Source organism: Virgibacillus ainsalahensis (assembly GCF_055380755.1).
In genome coordinates this window covers 1609013-1630825 of sequence record NZ_AP043943.1, presented here as the reverse complement: position 1 = coordinate 1630825, position 21813 = coordinate 1609013, and the positions used below count along the sequence as shown (strand labels likewise).

Below are 21813 nucleotides of genomic sequence, written 5' to 3'. Positions count from 1 at the left end.
TTCATCAATCGGGTAAAAATGACAAAAACTTGTTTCATTAACAAATTGATGATTTCTATGAAACTCATAGAAAAATAAACTTACTATTCTTTAGTTTAAATGAATACCAACTATAAAACAATTGATTCTGCTTCACTAGCATATATTAAAAACTTATTTATAGCGATAAGTTTTACTTATACACACTGTATTATGCTGAAATCTTAAGGTTATAGCCCATTGTTTCGAGGGAAGATGATACGGAATTTACTACCTTTTTCTTTGTTTGAGTCTACTTCTAATACCGCGTCGTGACGTTCAAGTATTTGTTTCGTAATCATTATTCCCAATCCTGTACCACTTTGTTTTGTTGTAAAGAAAGGTTCCCCCAATTTATGAATAATTTCTTTGGGTATACCTCTTCCCTCATCAATCACTGTTAACTCAACTTGGTCTTCTTTAATTTCAGCGGTGATTTTAATGGTTCCAGGCTGCTCCATCGCTTCGATTGCATTTTTCATTAAATTAACCAGAACTTGCTTTATCTGTGAACGATCACAAAAAACAAGTCCGTTATATGTATAATCATATTCAATATCAATATTTTTTAATTTTGCTTGTGTCTGTAATAATACAATAACTTCATTAACCATCTGATCCACAGGTTCCATTTTCATATTTTCTGTTAATGGTTTTGAAATGAATAACAGTTCTGACGTGATTGTTTCCATCTTTACTATCTCATCCAGCATGATATTATAATATTCTTCATTTCCTTTAACACCAGCTTGCAAAAGCTGTAGAAAACCTTTCATAGAAGTTAGAGGGTTACGAATCTCATGTGCAATTCCTGCAGCCAATTGCCCTGCAACAGACATTTTTTCATAACGCAGCATCATTTCTTCCAATTCTTTTCGATCTGAAATACCCTTTATTAAAGAAATATAATGAAATTCATCACTATTGGTATCCTTTAATTTTACAATTGTACATTCTGACAGGATATATTTTCCTTGGCTATTAAGAATATCTACATTAAAAACCTGATTCTCATTTGTATTTTTATCTATGTTTCTATGTATGTATCTTGCATCTTTAGGTGATAGCAATTCATGCCAGGTTAGTGTTTTATAGTCAGATAGTTTATAACCGAGTAGATTTTGGAATGATTCGGAGATGAAAATCGCTTCACCCTTTTGATTCCACAGTATGAAAACGTCTTTCACATTATTTCCTATCCAAGTTAGAACAGATGTGGGTAGCCTTGATAAGTCAGTAATAATTTCTTTATTATCTATATCCGGTAAATTATCTGATTCTTTACTTTTTTGTTCGGGCTTGTGGTACCGCATCAGGTTCTTCCTCCTTCCTAACCGGTCGGCAATCATCATTTTAAACAAAATAAGCCATATATTTATATAATACCCGATTATATAGTGTTTTTCTCAGTGTTATGACACTTGTTAGTAACACTCTTTCCTATTATAATAAAATTAACTACTATTTCATAAAATCCGTTTTTTGTTTTATAGTATCCAATTATTAGTAATATTACTATAAAAATAACAAAAAATAAATTATTTTTAGAATTAATTATAGGAATTTAAGAAATTAGACACTTTTTAAATATCGAAATGGGTGAGGGAATGGAAGTAATCATGGAATATCTAATTGTACTTTGGGGATTTATAATGATTGGTTTAATGGGGATTGGCGGATTTTTTATGTTCCGGAAGTTTTTAAAAAAATTGCCGAAAGAAGATGGAAGATCTGACATGGACTGGGAAGAATATTACATGCAAAAAACAAGGGATATGTGGGATACGGACGAAAAAACGTTACTGGAAGAATTAGTGTCCCCAGTACCAGAATTATTCAGAGATATAGCCAGACATAAAATCGCAAGTAAGATCGGTGAGGTCGCGCTTAAAAAACGGGAGAAAAAGATCACGCAAAATACGGTAATTGAAGGATATATTATAGCCACCCCTAAGAGGGATCATAAATTTCTCAGAAAAAAGCTAAACCAGAAAAAAATTGATGTTACACCATATGAGCATTTGTTTAAAAAATCCAACGATGATTATGCCGAAAATTGGTATGAGCGATATAATAATAAATAGAATCAGATCGTTTGAAATTTCTTTTAATCAAAAATAGCTTACCAAATAAATAATGCGCTAATACCAAATTGGTTTTAGCGCATTTAATTATGTACTTTGATATTTAAGGTTTTTTTCAAGTTGTAAATATCTGTAAAGCATGGAGAGTCTCCATGTTACAATCATACAGAATGCGAGAATGAAAAACATGCCGCTTGTCTCTCCAAGTGAAATTGAACTCCCAATAACCAGTTTGAAAATAAGTCGGAAGACCAATAGACCTACTAATATAAAAGCAAATAATTTGGACGGGATTAAATAAATATCCTGGTCCTTTACTTCGAATTTGGAAGTTTTTATGAGAAAAATGGAACAAACTAAGCCGACACACATTGCTTCAAATATTTGTATCAAATTAATATGAAATGCTGGAAAAAGAAACATTAATGCACCTGTACTCATAAATAATGGTGGTAAAATTATCTTTTTTACAGACGCCGGTTTTTTTGCAGCTCGTAAGCGAACAACAATCATTGTTGAAGCCATGATAGCTGCAACAACGGTACTAGCTATTAACCAAAACATGTTAAATCACTCTTTCTAACTGCTTGACAGGTTTTTATTACATTCATTTGAGAAATAATTCACCCTATCAAACACTCGTTTTCCCCCAAACGCTTCGACAACCAAATCCTTCGAGCCAATTTATATTTTTCTTTCTATTCGTCATGCCTTATCACTGTCAATAGTTAAAATAATCGTCATCATTACTCCAACTACTGTCAGATATACTCCAAGATCAAAGAGCATAGCAGTTGCCAACTCAATTTCCCCAAAAATTGGGAATGTAAAGTAACCAAATGTTTGTGATAAAAATGGAACATTGAATATAAATGAACCTATCCCTGTTCCAACTCCAATAGCCAATCCAATCGGTATTAATGTTGTAAAATTAATCGGAAGCATTTTTTCAACAGCTTCTTTTCCATAGGCCATATACAGTAATAATACCGCTCCTGATGTCAGTAATCCTCCAACGAACCCTCCACCTGGTGAATTATGACCAGCGATAAATAAATAAACAGAAAATCCCAATAGGATAAACGCAATGACAGAAGTAGTTGTTCGCAATATAAGATTATTAGGTTTATACATAAAATAAAACTCCTCTAAATGTTGCTGATTACTACTAATAATAATATAAATTAGAGTGAAAATCCATTAAAAGCCGTAAAAGCCAAACCATCCAGCCAAAAATGCGGTGATTTTCGTGGTCCAGTTAAAAAATAAAGCAATCCCCATAAATATCATAATATATCCGCCGATTTTTACAATCCGGGAACTATGTCGTTTTATCCATGAAATTTTACCAATAAACAGAGATAATAATATGAATGGGATAGAAAACCCTAATACATAGCTTATCATCATAACCATTCCGACATCCGGATTCGTCGCAGCCAGGGAAAAGACGACTGCCAGGATAGGTCCCGTACATGGGGTCCACCCTAGTGAAAAAGCTGTTCCAATAAGATAGGAACCAAGAAAACCTGCAGGGCGATTCTTGAATTGAATTTTTCTATCTTTCATGAGAAATTCAAAGTTAAAAATTCCTACAATTACAAGTCCGAAGAAAATAATTAAAATGGCACCAATTTGTCTGATTAGGTCCTGATTTGTTAGTAAGAACTCTGAAATAAAAGAAGTAGTAAAACCAATCATAATAAATATACTTGCAAACCCTAAAAGAAAAAACAAGGTATGTAATAAAGCTTTTTTATTAAGTTTTTTATTATCATCTTTTATTTCACTGACACTCATGCCAGTAATATAAGATAAAAAGGCGGGGTATAACGGTAATACACATGGTGAGACAAAGGAAAGAAATCCTGCCCCAAAAGCAAGAAATATATTTATTTCGTCCATCGTAATCCTCCTAATAATATTGCTGCATTCATTTTAACAGAACAATACCGATAAAAGAGTAAGTGAATTTGACAATTGCCGCAACTTTTAAGGATAAATGTCTGCCAAGTTGATAAGTGTTAACCTCGGTAATCAAATGTTTTACATTTCTCCGTTATAGAAATTATGCGTAAATATGCAAATAAAATACCCCTAACTATAATAGAAAGGAGTACCTGAGCAATGTATTATATTATCATTTAATAATCAATAATTGCTTTTTACTTACCTGATTGGTTCTGATTATTCATAGAACGCATCATTTGATTGATTTTCTTCTGGGATGGTTTCTGTCCCATTTGCATCATTAATGTACGAAGCATTTGCTCATTAATTGGTGGATTCTTTTTCAAATAGTTCATCATATATTTTCTGGCTATGAAAAACCCAAGGGCTACACCAGCAATTAATGTGGCAATAGCTATTAATACAACCCAAATCGTGCTCATACCAAGCTTTCCTCCTTCATGTTGTCTCCTATACAGTATAGTAAATTAAAGATAAGAATACAACACTTGTTCATCTTGTGATTTACTAACACGTTGTACAGGTGAGATCCAGCCAAAATTTTCTATATTTACTCCGACAATAAAAAGAATTGGCTGTAAACTTCGTAACATAGGAAATAATAAATCCTCAGCATCCTGTAATGTTTCACATGAGAATTTTATATGCTTTTTACTCACATGTAAAGTAATTAATTTATTTCCTTCTATTATTTCGATTTGGGATTTAGTTATTTGAACTTTATTCGTATCACTATAGTATCTTTTGATATAAGAGATTATATTATGCTGCGAAAAATTATGTGTAATATAGTTAAATTGTCTTTTTAGATCAGTACGATTCTGGTTATGTTGATAATCATTAATAAAACGATATAGGATATCACTTTTATAAAAGTAATTTTTAGCGATTTGTTCTCTTATCCAAAAAACAGAATACTCATACATTGAAATCAATCTCCTTTTACAATCTATTATACGTATTCTATTTCAGAATAATGTCAATTCATTGTGCAAACTCCCACTAGTTTTGTCGAAAATCACAATAGTGCATTATTTGTTTCAGGTATTGGTAATGACTGATTCATATATAGTAGAATTTTTCTTTTTATTAAAGGCTCCTGTCGCATTGTTTGTTGCTCTTAACCTTCGTATTTGTTATAAAATACGACGTAACTTGAAATTATGGTTGGTGTGATTACACGCTATGGGAATACACTACGCGCACCTTAGGGATCGTGATAAGCCTTCTCGCTCGTAAAGAACGCTTGCTGTTTTAAAAAGCAATAGTCTTTTTTAAAAAAACAAAATAAAAGATGGTTCCATCTATCGGAACCATCTTTTACATATAGTTATTTAATTACGGATTCAACATATTTAATTACATTTTCAACTGTGAAACCATATTCCTCAATTACTTTATCACCTTTTGCAGATGCACCAAACGTGTCAATTCCTAATACCTTACCGTGATCTCCTACATAGCGCGCCCAACCAAATGAGGATGCCATTTCAATTGCTACACGGCTTTTTACCTGCGGAGGGATTACTTCGTTCTGATATGCTTCATCCTGAGCATTGAAACGATCCCAGGACGGCATGCTTACAACACTTACATCCGTACCTTTTTCCTTCAGTTCTTTCTGTGCGGCGACTGCTAATTGTACTTCCGAACCTGTCGCCAGTAAAAGTGCATCAGGGGTTTCTTTCTCTGATTTACTTATTACATAGGCACCTTTTTTAACACCTTCGTAAGCTTTTTCTTTGGTTCCTTCCAGTGTTGGCAGGTTTTGTCTGGTTAACACTAGTGCAGTCGGCTGATCTTTTGATTCCAATGATAATCTCCAGGCAGCTTGTGTTTCATTTGCATCTGCAGGGCGGATGAGTGATAAGCCGGGAATTGCACGCAATGCCGCTAAATGTTCCACCGGTTCGTGTGTAGGACCGTCTTCACCTACTGCAATCGAATCATGTGTAAATACATACGTAACAGGTGCGTTCATGATAGAAGCTAATCGAACGGATGGTCTTAAATAATCACTGAACACAAAGAATGTCCCAGCAAATACTTTAAGACCGCCATGTAAGGCCATACCATTTAAAGCAGCCCCCATTGTATGTTCACGTACACCAAACCAAATATTTCTTCCCGCATGGTTTTTACGGGAGAAGTCATCTTCCCCTTCAATTGTTGTTTTATTTGACCCTGCTAAGTCAGCACTTCCGCCAAAGAAATTTGGTACTGTTTTGGCAATTGCGTTTAACACTTTACCTGAAGAAGCTCTGGTTGCAAGAGTGTCTTCTCCTGGTTCAAATACCGGGAGTTCTTTTTCCCATCCTGCTGGAAGTTCACCCTTCAATGCAAGTTCAAACTCTTTTGCAAGTTCTGGATATTTTCCTTTATATGTTTCTAATAATTGATTCCAACTACTTTCTGCTTCAGCACCTTGTTTAACTATTTTTGCTTCGAAATCAGTATATACTTCATCCGGAACATGGAAATCTTCATGTGTCCATTTGTAATATTCTTTTGTTAGTTTAACTTCATCTCCACCAAGTGGCGCACCATGAGAGGCAGCTGAAGCCGATTTATTTGGTGAACCATAACCAATTATCGTTTTAACCTCGATTAGTGTTGGCTGATCCGTATTTTCTTGGGCTTCTTTAATCGCATTTCTTAAAGCATTTGTATCATTACCGTCTTCTACTCGAAGAACTTGCCATCCATATGCTTTAAAACGTTGTTCTGAGTTATCCGAGAAGGAACGATTTAATTCACCGTCTAACGAAATATCATTTGAATCATACAATGCGATAAGTTTACCTAATCCCAAATGACCTGCCAATGATGCAGCTTCATGAGAAATCCCTTCCATTAAATCTCCATCACTGACTATTGCATACGTATGATGATCTACAACCTTAATGTCATCTTTATTAAATTTCGCACTTAAATGAGCTTCAGCCATTGCCATACCAACAGACATAGCAATACCTTGTCCAAGTGGTCCGGTCGTTGCTTCGACACCATCTGTATGATTCACTTCTGGGTGTCCTGGAGTTTTTGATCCCCATTGACGGAATCCTTTTAGATCATCAATCGTGACATTATAACCAGATAAATGCAGTAAGCTATATAAAAGCATTGAGCCATGACCCGCAGATAATACAAAACGGTCTCTGTTAAACCATTTGGAATTCTTTGGATTATGATTCATAAAATCTGTCCATAATGTATAGGCCATAGGTGCAGCTCCCATCGGTAAGCCCGGATGGCCTGAGTTTGCGTTTTCAATTGCATCAATAGACAATGTACGAATTGTATTTATAGATTGCTGTTCGATGTTGTTAGACATGTATTATCTCCTTTACTATTTTTAACTTGTTATTTTTTCACATATTTATTTTATAATGAAACATTGTCTTTAACAAGTGTTATGAAAAGACTTGTGTGATAAATTTATTATGGTAACGCTTTAAACCCTATATTTTCTAATGTTTTTTATTTCGGTCCTGTAGATCTTTTACCTTGTCAGGTGTAACATCATTTCCTTCAGGGTCCATTACTGTCATAGATTTAAACTGGTTTTTAAATGAACTTCGAACATTTTTTAAATATTCTTCACGAAGAACTTTCTGCTCCTCTTTTTCTTTAGCAGTCAACCCTTCTTCCTTTGACTTTTTTGACAGTTGATTAATCCGTTCGATTTTTTCTTTTGATAACATATGATAGGAACCTCCTTAATAGAGACGTAATTTCAAAAAAAGTTCAGAAATATTTCAATCATAATTATTTCTGAACTTTTATATTACCCTTCCTATATATGAGAATCAAGTATTTTGAAATTCCTTAAATCTTCGGTGCACAGTTGCTTTTGATACAGAAAATCCAAGGTTATTTAACGTTTTTGTGATTTCCTCAAATGTAAGATCGTTTGCTCTTAGTCGTACTACTTCTTCAATAGGGAAAGGTATTCGTTCTCTTCCAGATGCTTTATCCTGATTAGATAAATTTCTGGTTGGATCGTATCCTTCACTGACTGCTTTTTTCATTCCTCTCCTGATTTTGGCGTTATGGATTTTTCGTTGATATTCTTCCACAATACCGACGATTTGCAGAACCATCGAATCTGATTCAGATAATTCTAATTCCCCGTCATGTATAGCGGTATATATTAATATATTTAATTTCTGCAACTGATGGAATAAGGCGATCTTTGTATTTCCACGTCCTAATCTCGTCTCATCCTGTATTAATAGACAGTCTGCATCACCGGAAGAGAAGTGATCCAGCATTTGAAAAATCCCTTCCCGATCAATCTCATATCCGCTCGCCTGTTCTTCTATACATTCCGTTACTGTAAAATTATAACGAACCGCCAAATCTTCCAATTCCTGCTTTTGTCTGGCCAATGATGTTTCCTGCTCTGTTTTATTTGTACTGACCCTGCAATATATTATAACGTTCACAACAAAAACTCCTTCTTATAAACAATCAACTGGTTATCATAGCAAAGTATAAAAACCCTAACATTATTATAAATGCAACTAAATAAAATGCGTCTGTTTTTGTTATTTTTTCAAACATATCAACATGCCTCCTATTAGTTTTAGAACCTTTGTTCTGGTCGTGATTATAGTATACACGAACATACGGTCCTGTCAATCTCTTTCTCGAACTTACGTTTGTTTTTTTGAAACATAGATGGTAAACTATCATTAATAAATACTATATGTGCGAGGTGTTTGATAGATGAATAAGCTTTCAAAAAGACAGCAGCTGATTCTTGATTATATAAAAGATGAAGTCAGTAAAAAGGGATATCCACCTTCAGTACGTGAAATTGCAGAAGCGGTAGGTCTTGCTTCCAGCTCTACGGTCCATGGACATCTTTCAAGAATTGAAAGTAAAGGATATATAAGAAGAGATCCTACCAAACCAAGAGCAATTGAGGTATTGGATTTATCAGAGGACAGTAATATTCCTAAGGAAGAAGCAAGATATGCACCGGTTATTGGTAAAGTAACAGCAGGTCTCCCAATCACTGCAGTTGAGAATATTGAAGAATTTATCCCCTTACCTAGTTCAAGTGCAAGTCCTGATGATAAATTATTTATTCTTGTTATTGATGGTGACAGTATGGTAGAAGCAGGCATTTTAAACGGTGATATGGTCATTGTAAAGCAGCAGAATATAGCACAAAACAGTGATATTGTAGTTGCAATGACCGATGAAAATGAAGCAACCGTTAAGCGTTTCTTTAAAGAAAAAGATCATATTCGCCTACAGCCGGAAAATGCAACAATGGACCCTTTAATCTATGATAATGTAACCATTCTTGGAAAGGTTATTGGGTTATACCGAAACATTCATTAAAAAAGCCGCCAGACAGGCAGCTTTTTTATTTTCTCTATGTATAGAAGTGAAACGATAGTAAGTTGTACTGAATTTCTACAGTCACATGGACAATAAGTTTTCTATTCTTAAATTTTCTGAAAGCATTAACTCTCAAAATATGCTTTGAATACTTTATTTCTATCTTATTTTCCGAAGTTGGTTAATTAGCCTTTTCAGTATCTGTAGTAAGTTTTTGCATGTCATATGTATTTTCAATTGTACTAATTAAATCATATAATGCCTCAGTATAAGGAACCTCCACATTTACTTCTCGAGCTTTTTTTACAATTCCACCGTTAATGAATTCATTTTCCGTTTTCCTTTTGTTAACAATATCTGTAGACATTGATGTAAAATGATTTTTATGAATTCTAAATATTGTTGTTAAATTATTTATAACTGTTTCTTCTGAAGCTGCTACTCCGTGAGCATTTGCAACTGCAACAGCTTCTTTTGCAATTGTGTAAACAAGATGTTTCCCTTGTTCAGTAACAGCTATTTCTCCACATGTTATTCTGCACACAGCGGTAGTTGAATTAATTGCTGCATTAAAAGCAACTTTTTCCCAAATGGATACCATTATATCTGGAACAATTTGACTATTTAGACCTGCATCTTGAAATGCGTCATTAATGATAGATAGCATTTTATTTTCTTTGCCATTTGCGGACATAATTTTTGTATATCCTGAACCATGTGAACTGATATGTCCAATTCTCTTGATATCACTTGGATGATTTGTAACTCCGACAATAATGTGATCGTTTGGGACATATTCATTGATTAATTCTATATTCCCTAGTCCATTTTGAAGAGTAAGCACATAAGTATCTCTACCTAAAAATTTTTTTGCCGACTCTAAAGCAGATCTTGAATAGACTGTTTTTGTAAATAAAATGACTAAATCTACATCTTCTTTTATATTTTCTGCAAACGCAGCCTTGATAGGAATCAAATGGTCTCCATCATCAGCTTCTAGATATAAACCTAGGTTATTTATTTTTTCTATAACAGCTGGAACAACATCAACCATTGTAGTATCATATCCGTGCAGCGCTAGTTTGCCGCCAAAGAGCATTCCCATTGCACCGGAACCAATAACTACTATTTTCATAAAGAACCCTCCTCGTATTCATATTTCTATACATTTTACTGCATAGCGTTAAGTCCCCAATACTACGTCTATTCTGCATATATCCAATTCCCGCTCGATATGGATCCCGAATATTATTAATAACACACTCTCATCTAAACCCCTCCAAATCTGCACATTACTCACTGTGGAACGGCCGTTTGCTAGCTCTTTCAACCCGGATAATACTCTTATCAATGTTCTACTGTCGAGCGTACGCCCCCTCAAGCCACAGCAATATTCATCAAGTCAACGAAGGATCCAATTTAATTCAGAATTGGTTGGTTTGTTTTTCAGCTCCATCTCAACGAACCCTAAGTGTTGATATTTTGGAGATTTCGAACCACGGTTATTGTTAACAATCGTCAAAAACTGCGCGTTTAATATTTCTTAACTATTTTTAGAAAAATTCTATCGTGTACCCTTTCAATATATTACAAATAAGGAAAGTATTCTGATACTAGTAATTGTATAAAGCTACAGAGTATTATTCAATATCAATGTATCTATAAAAATCATAGGTATTGCCTATCAATGGGATGTTCATTTATAGCATTTCATCTTTTAGAATATTTATCCTTAAATGATGGCAACTTCATGTCTAAATCCAGCCTTTATAATGCCTTTTCTCGGATTTTATTTTAAAAAAGGTTTAGACTATAATCCAAAAAGTAAATGGCTAATACGTTTATGTGGTATAGGAATAGTGAGCCGATCTGTAATCCAAGGGGTTTGATAGCCAAGTGATAACGATAGATAGAAATAAATAGATAAACTTCTGAGATTGGCTTTTGTAGATGAACAATCCAGTCAATACACCTCCAACCCATATTGGTATAACCAAAAGGAATTCAGGTGCTTCAAAGGTTTTATCAGATGAATCGTGCCTCAAGAAAAAAATCAGTGAAATTAATGTTGCTAGAAGTCCGCTTACAACATTGTTTATTAATGAAATGATTCAGCCAGAAAAATTTTTATCCATCAATACCTTTATATTATATATAAATATGTTCATAAACTATCCTGTTACTGTTCATACTATCAGCAACAAAAAAATCCACAAGAGGAGAGCAACATGCGCTATAAACGAAGACAAGTGAATGAGTCCAAATCGAAAGAAAAAAACTCCCCGAGAGCTTACAGAAAAATATCGATGAAGTGAAAAGCGGATTAGGAAACAGTAGCGATATTGTAGTTAGAGAATTGTATATTGATAAGGACCATCAGCTTAAAGCTGCTATTTTTTATACAGATGGACTTGTAGATGGCGAAGCGCTTCGGGACCTTATGAATGCAGTAAGCGTATCCTTTAGTTCAGTCGAATCAGCATCTCAAGATTCCATTCGTCAAAACATTGTAGAAGTCTTGAAAAATAAATCCTTATCAGCTGGAAACATAAAATATATCCATTATGTCAAAGATCTTTTTTCTTCTATTTTAACAGGCAGCACAGTCATTTTGATAGATGGGCATACAACAGGGCTTTCCGTCAGTACAGAGGGAGGAGAAAAACGAGCTATTACGCAGCCGACAGCCGACCAGGCTGTTCGCGGATCACAAGAGGGATTTACCGAAGCCATCCGCACCAATACCTCTTTAATCAGAAGGAAGATTAAAAACCCCGATCTTTGGCTTGAAACAACGCAAGTCGGTACTGCTACACAAACCGATGTCGCAATCATGTATATGAATGGCATTGCTGACGGTAAGATCGTTGAAGAAGTGCGCAGGCGCCTTGACCGGATCAACATGGATAGACCATAAAAAATAATCCCTCATGCACTTTAGCCGGTAAGTGAGGGATTATTTTCCTGAGCTGCCAACCCCTCTTGTCGGGGTTCAGTCTATTGCGACCGTTCCATGTATCAGCATGGGCGGTCTTGTTATTGTATGCACTTATCATCTTTCTATGTTAATTATACCACGGAATCAATGTTTGTACACATTGATTTTTTGTTCCTTCAGCATCACTTTTAAACCGGCATCAGACGTAATCTGTTTTTGATGATTTCTTATACCCCCAGTACTACAAACAGAGTAACCCTGTGCGGACATCATAAGTATCAGTATTAATGCCGCTGCTCATTAAGGGTAGCTGCAAATTGGGTGAATATCCCCCATACAAAAGCCACTCTCTTATTTAACAGGTGCGGCCTATTGTGGAATATTAAAAAACACAAAAATCACAAAAATCACTTCGTTACAGTTAGTGTATGATTAGCAGTAAGGATTTTTAACTTAGCCGCAACATACCGAACTCTAAGTAATTCTAATTAAATGCTCCAGCCAATAATTCAATCGCTTTCTTGCGGGCTTCCAAACCTGGCATAAGCGGTACTAACAGGATTTCATCAGCCTTAAATTGCGTAATCAACTCATTTAACTGTTCTGTGACACTATCAATATCGCCCACTACCATCCGGGTTCGATTTGCTTGAGTGATTGCCTTTTCCTCTTCTGTATAAGGATGTTGTCGGGCTGATTCAACTGATGGAAATTCTTTCAAATAGCCAAAGTTATCCGTGCCGAGTAACCAGAAATCCAATGCTTCTGCGTATCTTTTAGCTTTCTCATTCGTTTCAGCAACGACAACAAACGGGGCAATCGACACTTTGGGTTTTGGCATGAAAGAGGAAGGTTTAAATTCACTACGATACGTCTCCGCTGCTTGAATGCCAATATTTAATTTATCAATACCTGCAAGCGGGAATAATCCAAATGTATAGCCAATGCCCAGTTTAGCAGCCATTTTGGCATTTCTAACACTGGTTGATAACACCCACATCTGGGGAATGGTTGAAATTACAGGATTAGCCGTAATCCCAAAGAAACGATGGTTTTCATCCACTTGGCCGCTCAAATACTTCGTTAAATCAACAATACTCTGCTCGTAATTGAGTTTACTCTTTTTATTCTCATTCAACGTCCGATTCACAATGGCCGTTCCTATCGTATTGCCTATTCCCAAATCAATTCGGCCAGGATGAAACGCCTCGAGAACCCGAAAATTTTCAGCTACTTTATAAGGACTATAATGCGGAATCATCACACCACCTGAACCGATACGAATCCGTTCTGTCGCATCTGCTAAACGCATCATGATGAGTTCCGGTGAGCTACTGGCAAAAGCTGGAACATTATGATGCTCTGCCATCCAAAATCGCTCATAATCTAATGATTCTGCTAATTGAGCTAGCTTAATCGTATTCTGCAAAGCTTTTTGGGCATTGCTGCCTTCATCAATTTGAGCGTAATCCAAAATCCCTAATTTAACCAATTTCACCCTTCTTTCTATCTCCTATGGCGCTTATGCATTTTCACTTAAGATAAAGCTGACAAATTCTTCTTTCGTTACATTTCCGAAATAATTAGACAAATCCAAAGGCTTCAACGCGTTTAATAAGTCCTCTTTTCTTAACCGTACCCCGACTAAAACTTCTTCTATTTCTTTTATATCTTTTGTTCCGAAGAAGTCACCCGTAATCTGGATGGCAGCAATTTTAGCATGCTCAATCGTTAAGCCGACACCGATCGTTCCAATTGGAAATCGTTCTGTTAACCGATATTCGAACTGGTTAAAGCGACCATAGTTCCAATCCCAATTGTTGTACTTCTCAGCGGCAATTTTATCGACACCCGCCCAATCTTCTGGCGTTAATTCATAACGTTTTGCTTCACTAACATCATTCACGCCAAGTAATTGGCAAATCATATAATCCGTAAAGTCCCAGACCGTCATATCCTGGGATTCAGGTGCTAAATGGGGACGAATTGATCCTACTCGGCTACGGACGGATTGAATGCCATGGGATTCAATTTTCTTTTGGTTTGGATTCAAGACGAATGCCATGGCTTCATAATTAGGATCTAATAGCAGCGAATACCCAGCGTAGACGCGACCCTTCTGTAAGGTCATCGCTGCACCGGAAATTTTCTTACCATCTAAAATTAAATCATTACGCCCTTTATGTTCTACATTATCTACACCTAACTTCTCAAGTGCTTTAACGGCCGGTTCATACAAACGTGCATAATTCCCATAAATGTCATTACCGCCATTAAATAAGAAACAAAAACTCATATTGCGGTCATCGAGGTAAATCGCACCGCCACCTGATTCACGGCGAATGATTTTAATATTATGTTCATCCATATAAGGCTGATTGACTTCCTCGTATGCATTCTGGAATTTTCCAATTTGAACTGCCGGGTGCATCATGTATGGGAACAAAACATCATCATCCAAGAAAATATGGTCTTTCACATATTCCTGTAATGCCATTGCCATTGCCGGGTCATAAATCCATTCGCCATTACGTTTCGATTCAATTAAATACATTTGCTATCCCCCATTATTCACTTGCTATTGCATGTAACACTTCAGCGATATCTTCATCAATTCGTACTGCTTGCGGACGAATCGCATATGGAATGAAGTAGTCCTTTTGATTCATTGTCACAAACAACGCTTTCGCATTTTCTTCGGTCATTTGTTGGAAAGGATGTTTAATAAATTGTGGGGTTGTATGTCCCACCCCAATTTCCAAAAAGAGTATTTTCTTATCCTGATTTTCTTTTAAGAATTGTTGATAACGTTCTTTCTGTTCATGGAAATGATCATCTTCGACCATACCTTTTTCTTCGTTGCGTTTGTTAATTTCCAAACCGGCTCCACATTTCGGACAATGAGGAACTAAATTTGCAGGTATCTTCATATTCGATTGTTTCTCAACCATTTGGCGAATTAAAGCCTCATCGTGATACGTCTGCTGATGGCAATGTTCAGAACATTGCCACAACCCGTATTCCCCTTGAATGCGAAACACTTTATCCATATCGAACTCCGCTGCATAAAACGCATTATCGGCATTCGTTGTAATAATATGATGATTTTTACCCGTCATCATGTGGCGCAAATCAACATACGCTTGTCCTACTGGTTGGTCAAAGTAATTCAACAAACTGAAACGACTTTGAAAAGCCCAATACTCTTGATCATCTTCAAAATGAAAAAGACTTGCTTGTAACATATCAAAGAAGCGATACTTCGCTAGAAAATCTGGAAAAGCATTCGTAAACCGTTTTCCTACATATGTAAATCCAGCCGCTGCAGACATCCCCGCACCAATCCCAATGATAATTGCCTCAGCTTCATCTATTAGTTGGTTTAATAAATTGGCTTGTGACAATGATGATTCCATCGTTAATGTCTGCCAAGGTCTATTAAGTTGTTGCATAACAATCCCCTATTCTTTTCCCGCTAATAATGTCTGGTAAATTTGTAAATCCTCATCTTTAAACACATTAAAGATAACATGAAGTTTTGATTGGGTGTTTCTTATATATTCTTTCACCGTTTGAATCGCAATCTCAGCTGCACGTTGATTAGGGAAATTAAATTCACCTGTCGAAATACAGCAAAATGCAATAGTGCCTAATTGGTACTCATCCGCTAATGTTAAACAAGAATAATAAGACGAAGCCAGTAAATGCTCTTTTAACGGTGAGACACCACGTTGGTCGATAAATGGTCCGACGGTATGTATACAAAAGTTTGACGGCAAATTGTAAGCTTTCGTCATTTTCGCTTTCCCCATTGGCTCTTTGCGGGCTTGTGCTTTTATCAGCTCATCACAAGCTAACCGCAATTGCACGCCCGCACGGGTATGTATAATATTGTCGATACAATGATGATTTGCTTGCGTGCAACCGAGCAAATCACTGTTGGCTGCATTAACAATTGCATCAACTGCCAGACGCGTAATATCACCTTGCCATAAATAAAGTTGCGGCTGAAAAGCTTCTAAATCATGCAATGAGGTTACGTTTCGTTCGTTATTCCACTGTGCTAAGAAAGCATCTTGAACCTTAAGAAATTGTTCTGTAACCGGTTCAGGTTGTCGGATATTACACAATCCCCGAAACAACGCTATTTTGTCTTCTGCGATATCCGCATTACCCCGAATCATTTGTTCGTTCGCGTTTGGGTTCTCGTTCAATAAGTAATCAATCAGATAATCTAATCTAGCTTCTTGATCCATATCCTGCTCCTTCCGAAATATACTTACAAAAAACAGACCTATTACGACTGTTAACCAGCTCTCTGATTAAAAATTGAATAGATCTGTCAAGCATTTATTAATTAAGCTTCTTCTAATTGGTTAAATGCTTCTTCGTCCACTTCTGTTAATTTTACTACCCAATTTTCTTCAGTTTTGGCTGAGTTTAGAAGGGTTGGTTCACTTATTGCCGCTTCATTGCGCTCAACAATTTTGCCAGCTAATGGAGAATCTAGTTCAAGAACAGTCTTTGAAGCTTCTAAGTTTAAAATTGCATCATCTACGTTAAGTGTATCCCCATCAGTGTATTCAACAAATCCAACAGTACCAATATCATCTTGTATTTCTGGTGTCATAGTTAACGTATAAACATCATCATTTTTTTCTATGAATAAAAAATTTGCTCGTTTTCTCACTACTAATCCTTCTTTCTTATTTAAATTTCATCATAATAAATTTCAGTATATCATGTATTAGCAATACCTCCAACGAGGCAGCTTATTCTCTTAATAAATTTATTAAGATAGCTAATTATTACAATCTATGATAAATTTATCTTGAACAAATCTATTGTTACAGGCAGAAAAACTGTATTAATTTAACAGTACTTACCATAGGTGATAGCTTTAAGTTAACAGTAAATACAGCATTATGGAGGGAATTGGATAATATACAAATGAAGACAACAGAAGAATACAGACCTTTGTTTGAAACGATCACCCTGCCAAATGGTGTTGAATTAGATAATCGTTTTGTCCTATCCCCGATGATTACAAATTCTTCAACCATTGAAGGTTATGTTACGCAAGAAGATTTGGCTTATGCAAAGCGACGTGCTCGTTCAGCACCTCTTCAAGTTACAGGTGCTGCGTATATCGAAGAATATGGGCAATTGTTTGAATATGGCTTTAGTATCGATGACAATCGCAGCATCCAAGGACTCAAGCAACTTGCTCAAGCAATGAAAAAAGATGGGGCTAAGGCAATTATTCAATTAACTCATGCTGGTCGTTTCGCCAAAATATCGCTTAAGGATTTTGGTGTCGTTTATGGTCCAAGTAAAATGAACTTGAAAAGTCCCGTTGAACATACCGTCTTACCGATGACCAAGCGTAAAATTCAACATGTCATTACCCAATATGCTGATGCAACTCGTCGTGCGATTAAAGCCGGTTTTGATGGAGTTGAAATTTCAAGTGCTCAGCGCTTATTAATTCAAACGTTCTTATCCACCTTTTCAAATAAGCGTGATGATGAATACGGTGCTCAAAATATTGAAAATCGTGCACTTTTTGGAATTGAAGTGATGGGAGCTGTTCAGAATGTTATTGATGAAGAAGCACCTGCTGACTTTATCCTTGGCTTTCGCGGCACGCCAGAAGAAACACGCGGCAATGAAATTGGCTACAGTGTAGAAGACTTCCTTTATTTCATGGATAGAATCATGGAAGTAGCAAATATCCAATATTTAGCTACTGCAAGTTGGGGCAAAAATATTTATAAACAAACGATTCGTCAAGGTAAATTTAAAGATGAATTCATGAATCAAGTTGTTTACGAACATATTGCTAGTCGTATTCCGGTTATGGCCACTGGCGGCATCAACTCACCAGAAAAAGCACTAGAAGCTTTCCGGTTTTCTGATATGGTCGGGGCGTCTACACCTTTCGTTACCGAACCTGACTTTGTTACCAAATTAAAAGAAGGCCGGGAAGATGAGATTAACTTAGGTTTTTCTCCAGAAGAACTAGTCGATTTAGCGATTCCCGAAAGAGCCTTTAAAGACATTGTTGAATTAATGGATATTGGCGGATCGCTTTCAGAGGTTGCCCGCCAAGAATTGCGCAGATTATATAAATAGTGCTAGACAATCACAAAAAAACACCAATCCTTATTAAACTCGTTTAGAGGTAAGGCTTGGTGTTTTTTCTGTAATAAATTGGCTTTTCATCATAAATAATTGAATTGGGTCTGTTGTATTTACTTCCTATGGAAAATATTAGGATACATAAAAGGAACACTTTATCGTCAACCTATGATTGTTAATTCAATTTCATCAAGGAGGAATTCATTATGACAGTAGGAACCCAAGTAAAACAAACATTAGCTGGTTTAAAAAGCGCCCAAGCAAGCTTAGAAACCTTCGCTCTTGGAACCGAGAATAAAGAAGCAAAACAACTTTACCAAAATGCTGCTCAGCAGACACAAATGATTGTTGATAATCTTACTCCCCGTCTTCATGACATAGAGCAAGAAGAACCTCAGTATAAACAACAATAAAAGTGATGAGGGAACTTTGAGCAAAGAAAATCAATTAAAATCATTTAGTTTCCATTCATTCACGAATTCTAACTATGCATTAAAGCTTAATAAATCAATTAGCAATTATTTTCAGTTTGCTTTTTGATATGCTAATTATTTCATGAAAAATTCAAAAAGTAGGAAAGTACTAAAACGGAATGATATGCTTAAGCGAGGTGAATACAATGAAATTAAGAAAATTAATATTTGGTACGCTTGCAGCAATTCTATCCACTGGTCTATTGTTCGGTTGTGGCACAGTTGATGAACAGGAGCCAGACCCCACTGAAGAGCCTTCTGAACAGCAAGATCAGGGAGAAAATGAGATAGAGGAAGAACAACAAAACGGAAATCACTAATAATTAGTCAAGAAGACTTTTGACTGACTGCCCAGATATAGAGTTAAAATCAGTTCTTTTTATAAGTTCTTCATCACAACAGAAGTCTTACTATTGGGGGCGCCAACATTTTCAAAAATCCTACGAAATGTTGGCGATACCCGTTATTGAATTAAAACTTTATAATCTTAGACGGTGAATGGCAATGGGCAGCCGATGTCTGGCGAACCTTTCATCTTTTTGGAAAAAATTACTCCCACCTGTGCACCGACAAGTACGATATTTTGTAATCTCTATCCCATTACCAAACCGCCATCAACACGAATACATTGCCCAGTAACAAATGATGCCCAATCTGAGGCGAAAAATAGGACACTCCCGGTGATGTCTGTGGGGGTAGCTATTTTACCCATCGGAGTAAGACGGACAATCTCTTCACGGACATCTTCTTTTGTTTCTCGACTGGAATCAGTTGGATACGTCAATCCCGGTGCTACGCAGTTCACCGTTATACCAAAACGTCCTAAGTCTACTGCGAGGTTGCGACTATACCCTAGAAGCCCTGATTTTGCAGAAGTATAGTCGTGGTAAGGAACTAGAGGGAGATCTATTAAATTAGTGATCATATTAATGATGCGCCCATTGTTTTGCTCTTTCATATAGGGCATGACCGCTTTACAAACGTTAAAAGTCCCCCCCATACTACCCTCAATTTGTTTCTGATAATCTTGCCACTTCATTTCCCACGCCATTTTACGCGTTTTCGGGTTGAATGTGTAGTGAGGTAACGCATTATTAACAACCACGTCAATAGCGCCAAAGGATTCGACAACTTTTGTGACCATGTCTTGCACTGATTTTTCATCGGTAACATCCGCTTGCATTGATATGGCTTCCCCGCCATTTTCTTGAATATGATCGACAATGGCCGCTGCCCTCGATTCACTTTTGAGATAATTGACGATAACGAACGCACCTTCGTCGCCAAAATCCTTTGCAATCGCGGCACCAATGCCTCGGCTCGCCCCAGTTACAAGCGTAATTTTTCCTTTCAAATTCACTTTTTAAAACCTCCTCTATTCTGAGTCTGCGTCAAACAGCTCTGCGCTTTGTTCAGCACTCGTTTCAATATCTGTCCAACGAATGAGATTCAATAAATTAAACTGGCCGTCATGATGCCATCCAGAAGGTGCTTGTGACATTTTCCCTACGGAACAAATCCGGTTAACTCCCACCTCCCCCAGCCGTTCAGACAGCTGGAATAACCGTCTTGGTCCAACAGTTACACCGACTGTTTGTAAATATTGGCGGTAGGGCAAAAGAATCGAAGGAATCTCCTCTAATCTTGTACATCTAAATATATGGACGGCCCGATTTAAAGGAGAGGCTTCAAATTCAGGTTCTGGATGGTAAATGACCGTCCAGCTGGTATCGTTAGGACAGGAATACACAGCATTTTCTGTTTGAAATTCATATTGGCTACGAAGTGACCGAATCGCTAATGCTTCCTCGTCTGAAATAATAGCTCTTGGCTTCTTGTCGTTGTAATGATCCATTTCTTTAGCTAAGAGTTGGGCAAATTCCCGTGGACTGACTACCCCACCTTCTTCTACATATATGCTTTGGGGGGATAAGCACCCCTGCTGATCATAGACGGAAACATCTTCGGCTAAGCGATGTGCTGTTTCCTTATAACGATCCGCTGTCAGGGACTCTTGCCCAATCATCGCAAAACTAATTTTATGACCATAGCTTAAAAATCGTTTGTGTGCCGGAACCCGATCCCTGATGTTTTCAACAGATTCACTTGATCCATAGGCAACCACTGCTTCAGCTTCTGCTATTGCCGGTTGCTCAAGCTCATACTCACCGCCTTTCCAAGGCAAGATTGCTAACGCCCTGGCAAGATTTGTATCAACTTCGGCCAGAGATTGGGCAAATAAAACAGGCATCAGGGGTTCTGAAGAAGAAGTTTTTCCCAATTGCCCCGACTTTACCAGTAAGCCCATGACCAAATTCCACACAGGGAGTCCGGGAACATTCCCTGAAAAAAAATGAAGGATAAGATTTGGGCCAAATGCTTTGCTGAAACCGCCCTTTTTTCTGGGGCGAAAATCATCAAGTACAGTTGGATCATCGAATTCCTCCAGTATGAAGCGAAGCAGCTCTTTTTTACGAAACGTTCGCAGGAATCGCTTTAATTCAAGTCGAATCATCTCCGAGTCATAGCCTGTGACGACAGGGAGCCATTTCTCTGCAAATTTCCGCAGGTGGTAATCAGGATCTAGCCATTTTTGCACAGCTGTATCCACGATATCTATCACTTCAGCAATTTTGAGATCCTTCAGGTAAATCTTTTGATTTTTCTTTATGGTCTTCGAAATGAATTGAATATCTTCACCTGAAAGATCAGGATATTTTAGAATTAATTTCTCTTCTCCAGATTCAAATTCCCGTGTTGTAAAAGACGTCAGTTGAATCGTTTCGGGAATGAAATAAGCGCCTGTCTCGTATTGTTCTTTGTTCATCAAAGC

At 36.7% G+C, this 21813-nt stretch carries 24 protein-coding genes; 7 read left to right on the top strand and 17 right to left on the bottom strand.

Going from position 1 to position 21813, the window contains the following annotated elements:
• Positions 1 to 209: 209 nt before the first annotated feature.
• Positions 210 to 1331 carry an ATP-binding protein gene (locus tag ACZ427_RS07780; protein WP_461179539.1) on the bottom strand — a complete coding sequence of 374 codons (1122 nt, stop codon included), beginning with the start codon at positions 1329 to 1331 and terminating at the stop codon, positions 210 to 212.
• A gap of 294 nt (positions 1332 to 1625) precedes the next feature.
• Between ACZ427_RS07780 and ACZ427_RS07775 the strand changes: the two genes are divergently transcribed.
• Positions 1626 to 2102, top strand: coding sequence for a DUF2621 family protein (locus ACZ427_RS07775; RefSeq protein ID WP_464883550.1), 477 nt, complete (start codon positions 1626 to 1628; stop codon positions 2100 to 2102).
• Between the two features lie 87 nt (positions 2103 to 2189).
• Here the strand turns inward: ACZ427_RS07775 and ACZ427_RS07770 are convergent, their stop codons facing one another.
• From ACZ427_RS07770 to ACZ427_RS07735, 8 genes are all read right to left on the bottom strand, one after another.
• Positions 2190 to 2666 carry a CcdC family protein gene (locus tag ACZ427_RS07770; protein WP_461179541.1) on the bottom strand — a complete coding sequence of 159 codons (477 nt, stop codon included), beginning with the start codon at positions 2664 to 2666 and terminating at the stop codon, positions 2190 to 2192.
• Positions 2667 to 2807: 141 nt separating this feature from the next.
• Positions 2808 to 3236, bottom strand: a complete 429-nt coding sequence (locus tag ACZ427_RS07765) for a Na(+)/H(+) antiporter subunit B (protein ID WP_461179542.1) — start codon at positions 3234 to 3236, stop codon at positions 2808 to 2810.
• A gap of 66 nt (positions 3237 to 3302) precedes the next feature.
• Positions 3303 to 4007, bottom strand: coding sequence for a cytochrome c biogenesis CcdA family protein (locus ACZ427_RS07760; protein WP_461179543.1), 705 nt, complete (start codon positions 4005 to 4007; stop codon positions 3303 to 3305).
• A 260-nt stretch (positions 4008 to 4267) separates the two neighbouring features.
• The gene (locus ACZ427_RS07755) at positions 4268 to 4495 is read right to left on the bottom strand and encodes a YneF family protein (RefSeq protein WP_461179544.1); all 228 of its coding nucleotides are present in this window, start codon (positions 4493 to 4495) and stop codon (positions 4268 to 4270) included.
• Between the two features lie 45 nt (positions 4496 to 4540).
• Positions 4541 to 4999 carry a sporulation inhibitor of replication protein SirA gene (gene sirA / locus ACZ427_RS07750; protein WP_461179545.1) on the bottom strand — a complete coding sequence of 153 codons (459 nt, stop codon included), beginning with the start codon at positions 4997 to 4999 and terminating at the stop codon, positions 4541 to 4543.
• Positions 5000 to 5403: 404 nt separating this feature from the next.
• Positions 5404 to 7407 (bottom strand): transketolase, encoded by a 2004-nt coding sequence (gene tkt, locus ACZ427_RS07745; RefSeq protein ID WP_461179546.1) that lies wholly within the window; start codon positions 7405 to 7407, stop codon positions 5404 to 5406.
• A 136-nt stretch (positions 7408 to 7543) separates the two neighbouring features.
• Positions 7544 to 7777 carry a DUF896 domain-containing protein gene (locus ACZ427_RS07740; RefSeq protein WP_461179547.1) on the bottom strand — a complete coding sequence of 78 codons (234 nt, stop codon included), beginning with the start codon at positions 7775 to 7777 and terminating at the stop codon, positions 7544 to 7546.
• Between the two features lie 105 nt (positions 7778 to 7882).
• Entirely contained in the window at positions 7883 to 8521 is a 639-nt protein-coding gene (locus ACZ427_RS07735; protein WP_461179548.1) for a YneB family resolvase-like protein, read from the bottom strand.
• A gap of 283 nt (positions 8522 to 8804) precedes the next feature.
• Between ACZ427_RS07735 and lexA the strand changes: the two genes are divergently transcribed.
• Complete coding sequence (lexA, locus tag ACZ427_RS07730; protein WP_461179549.1) at positions 8805 to 9428, top strand: transcriptional repressor LexA; 624 nt, start codon at positions 8805 to 8807, stop codon at positions 9426 to 9428.
• Between the two features lie 181 nt (positions 9429 to 9609).
• Here lexA and ACZ427_RS07725 read toward each other — a convergent pair whose 3' ends face one another.
• Complete coding sequence (locus ACZ427_RS07725; protein ID WP_461179550.1) at positions 9610 to 10563, bottom strand: ketopantoate reductase family protein; 954 nt, start codon at positions 10561 to 10563, stop codon at positions 9610 to 9612.
• An 815-nt stretch (positions 10564 to 11378) separates the two neighbouring features.
• On the opposite strand from ACZ427_RS07725, the gene ACZ427_RS07720 reads away from it, so the two are divergent.
• Together ACZ427_RS07720 and ACZ427_RS07715 are read left to right on the top strand one after the other, a co-directional pair.
• Positions 11379 to 11681 carry a hypothetical protein gene (locus ACZ427_RS07720; RefSeq protein WP_461179551.1) on the top strand — a complete coding sequence of 101 codons (303 nt, stop codon included), beginning with the start codon at positions 11379 to 11381 and terminating at the stop codon, positions 11679 to 11681.
• 58 nt (positions 11682 to 11739) lie between these two features.
• Complete coding sequence (locus ACZ427_RS07715; RefSeq protein ID WP_461179552.1) at positions 11740 to 12345, top strand: spore germination protein; 606 nt, start codon at positions 11740 to 11742, stop codon at positions 12343 to 12345.
• Positions 12346 to 12850: 505 nt separating this feature from the next.
• Here the strand turns inward: ACZ427_RS07715 and ACZ427_RS07710 are convergent.
• From ACZ427_RS07710 to ACZ427_RS07690, 5 genes are all read right to left on the bottom strand, one after another.
• Complete coding sequence (locus ACZ427_RS07710; RefSeq protein ID WP_461179553.1) at positions 12851 to 13864, bottom strand: LLM class flavin-dependent oxidoreductase; 1014 nt, start codon at positions 13862 to 13864, stop codon at positions 12851 to 12853.
• A 24-nt stretch (positions 13865 to 13888) separates the two neighbouring features.
• Positions 13889 to 14920 (bottom strand): lipoate--protein ligase, encoded by a 1032-nt coding sequence (locus tag ACZ427_RS07705; RefSeq protein WP_461179554.1) that lies wholly within the window; start codon positions 14918 to 14920, stop codon positions 13889 to 13891.
• A 13-nt stretch (positions 14921 to 14933) separates the two neighbouring features.
• Entirely contained in the window at positions 14934 to 15818 is an 885-nt protein-coding gene (locus ACZ427_RS07700) for an SIR2 family NAD-dependent protein deacylase (protein ID WP_461179555.1), read from the bottom strand.
• 9 nt (positions 15819 to 15827) lie between these two features.
• Positions 15828 to 16622 carry a protein-ADP-ribose hydrolase gene (locus ACZ427_RS07695; RefSeq protein ID WP_461179556.1) on the bottom strand — a complete coding sequence of 265 codons (795 nt, stop codon included), beginning with the start codon at positions 16620 to 16622 and terminating at the stop codon, positions 15828 to 15830.
• A 101-nt stretch (positions 16623 to 16723) separates the two neighbouring features.
• Positions 16724 to 17056 (bottom strand): glycine cleavage system H family protein, encoded by a 333-nt coding sequence (locus ACZ427_RS07690; RefSeq protein ID WP_461179557.1) that lies wholly within the window; start codon positions 17054 to 17056, stop codon positions 16724 to 16726.
• A gap of 260 nt (positions 17057 to 17316) precedes the next feature.
• On the opposite strand from ACZ427_RS07690, the gene ACZ427_RS07685 reads away from it, so the two are divergent.
• The 3 genes from ACZ427_RS07685 (at position 17317) to ACZ427_RS07675 (ending at position 19300) form a co-directional block, all read left to right on the top strand.
• Positions 17317 to 18501 (top strand): NADH-dependent flavin oxidoreductase, encoded by a 1185-nt coding sequence (locus ACZ427_RS07685; RefSeq protein WP_461179558.1) that lies wholly within the window; start codon positions 17317 to 17319, stop codon positions 18499 to 18501.
• 212 nt (positions 18502 to 18713) lie between these two features.
• Complete coding sequence (locus tag ACZ427_RS07680) at positions 18714 to 18920, top strand: DUF1657 domain-containing protein (protein ID WP_461179559.1); 207 nt, start codon at positions 18714 to 18716, stop codon at positions 18918 to 18920.
• Positions 18921 to 19126: 206 nt separating this feature from the next.
• Positions 19127 to 19300 (top strand): hypothetical protein, encoded by a 174-nt coding sequence (locus ACZ427_RS07675; protein ID WP_461179560.1) that lies wholly within the window; start codon positions 19127 to 19129, stop codon positions 19298 to 19300.
• Positions 19301 to 19572: 272 nt separating this feature from the next.
• Here the strand turns inward: ACZ427_RS07675 and ACZ427_RS07670 are convergent, their stop codons facing one another.
• Positions 19573 to 20340 (bottom strand): 3-oxoacyl-ACP reductase, encoded by a 768-nt coding sequence (locus ACZ427_RS07670; protein WP_461179561.1) that lies wholly within the window; start codon positions 20338 to 20340, stop codon positions 19573 to 19575.
• A gap of 15 nt (positions 20341 to 20355) precedes the next feature.
• Positions 20356 to 21807, bottom strand: coding sequence for an acyl-CoA reductase (locus ACZ427_RS07665; RefSeq protein ID WP_461179562.1), 1452 nt, complete (start codon positions 21805 to 21807; stop codon positions 20356 to 20358).
• Positions 21808 to 21813 lie beyond the last annotated feature (6 nt).

Excerpts from the sequence above, each read along its gene's own strand:
- sirA (WP_461179545.1), bottom strand. The coding sequence starts at position 4,999 with ATGTATGAGTATTCTGTTTTTTGGATAAGAGAACAAATCGCTAAAAAT.
- ACZ427_RS07740 (WP_461179547.1), bottom strand. The coding sequence starts at position 7,777 with ATGTTATCAAAAGAAAAAATCGAACGGATTAATCAACTGTCAAAAAAG.
- ACZ427_RS07770 (WP_461179541.1), bottom strand. The coding sequence starts at position 2,666 with ATGTTTTGGTTAATAGCTAGTACCGTTGTTGCAGCTATCATGGCTTCA.
- ACZ427_RS07700 (WP_461179555.1), bottom strand. The coding sequence starts at position 15,818 with ATGCAACAACTTAATAGACCTTGGCAGACATTAACGATGGAATCATCA.
- tkt (WP_461179546.1), bottom strand. The coding sequence starts at position 7,407 with ATGTCTAACAACATCGAACAGCAATCTATAAATACAATTCGTACATTG.
- ACZ427_RS07675 (WP_461179560.1), top strand. The coding sequence starts at position 19,127 with ATGAAATTAAGAAAATTAATATTTGGTACGCTTGCAGCAATTCTATCC.
- ACZ427_RS07755 (WP_461179544.1), bottom strand. The coding sequence starts at position 4,495 with ATGAGCACGATTTGGGTTGTATTAATAGCTATTGCCACATTAATTGCT.
- ACZ427_RS07705 (WP_461179554.1), bottom strand. The coding sequence starts at position 14,920 with ATGTATTTAATTGAATCGAAACGTAATGGCGAATGGATTTATGACCCG.
- ACZ427_RS07720 (WP_461179551.1), top strand. The coding sequence starts at position 11,379 with ATGAACAATCCAGTCAATACACCTCCAACCCATATTGGTATAACCAAA.
- ACZ427_RS07680 (WP_461179559.1), top strand. The coding sequence starts at position 18,714 with ATGACAGTAGGAACCCAAGTAAAACAAACATTAGCTGGTTTAAAAAGC.
- ACZ427_RS07775 (WP_464883550.1), top strand. The coding sequence starts at position 1,626 with ATGGAAGTAATCATGGAATATCTAATTGTACTTTGGGGATTTATAATG.
- ACZ427_RS07685 (WP_461179558.1), top strand. The coding sequence starts at position 17,317 with ATGAAGACAACAGAAGAATACAGACCTTTGTTTGAAACGATCACCCTG.
- ACZ427_RS07695 (WP_461179556.1), bottom strand. The coding sequence starts at position 16,622 with ATGGATCAAGAAGCTAGATTAGATTATCTGATTGATTACTTATTGAAC.
- ACZ427_RS07760 (WP_461179543.1), bottom strand. The coding sequence starts at position 4,007 with ATGGACGAAATAAATATATTTCTTGCTTTTGGGGCAGGATTTCTTTCC.
- ACZ427_RS07780 (WP_461179539.1), bottom strand. The coding sequence starts at position 1,331 with ATGCGGTACCACAAGCCCGAACAAAAAAGTAAAGAATCAGATAATTTA.
- lexA (WP_461179549.1), top strand. The coding sequence starts at position 8,805 with ATGAATAAGCTTTCAAAAAGACAGCAGCTGATTCTTGATTATATAAAA.
- ACZ427_RS07725 (WP_461179550.1), bottom strand. The coding sequence starts at position 10,563 with ATGAAAATAGTAGTTATTGGTTCCGGTGCAATGGGAATGCTCTTTGGC.
- ACZ427_RS07765 (WP_461179542.1), bottom strand. The coding sequence starts at position 3,236 with ATGTATAAACCTAATAATCTTATATTGCGAACAACTACTTCTGTCATT.
- ACZ427_RS07665 (WP_461179562.1), bottom strand. The coding sequence starts at position 21,807 with ATGAACAAAGAACAATACGAGACAGGCGCTTATTTCATTCCCGAAACG.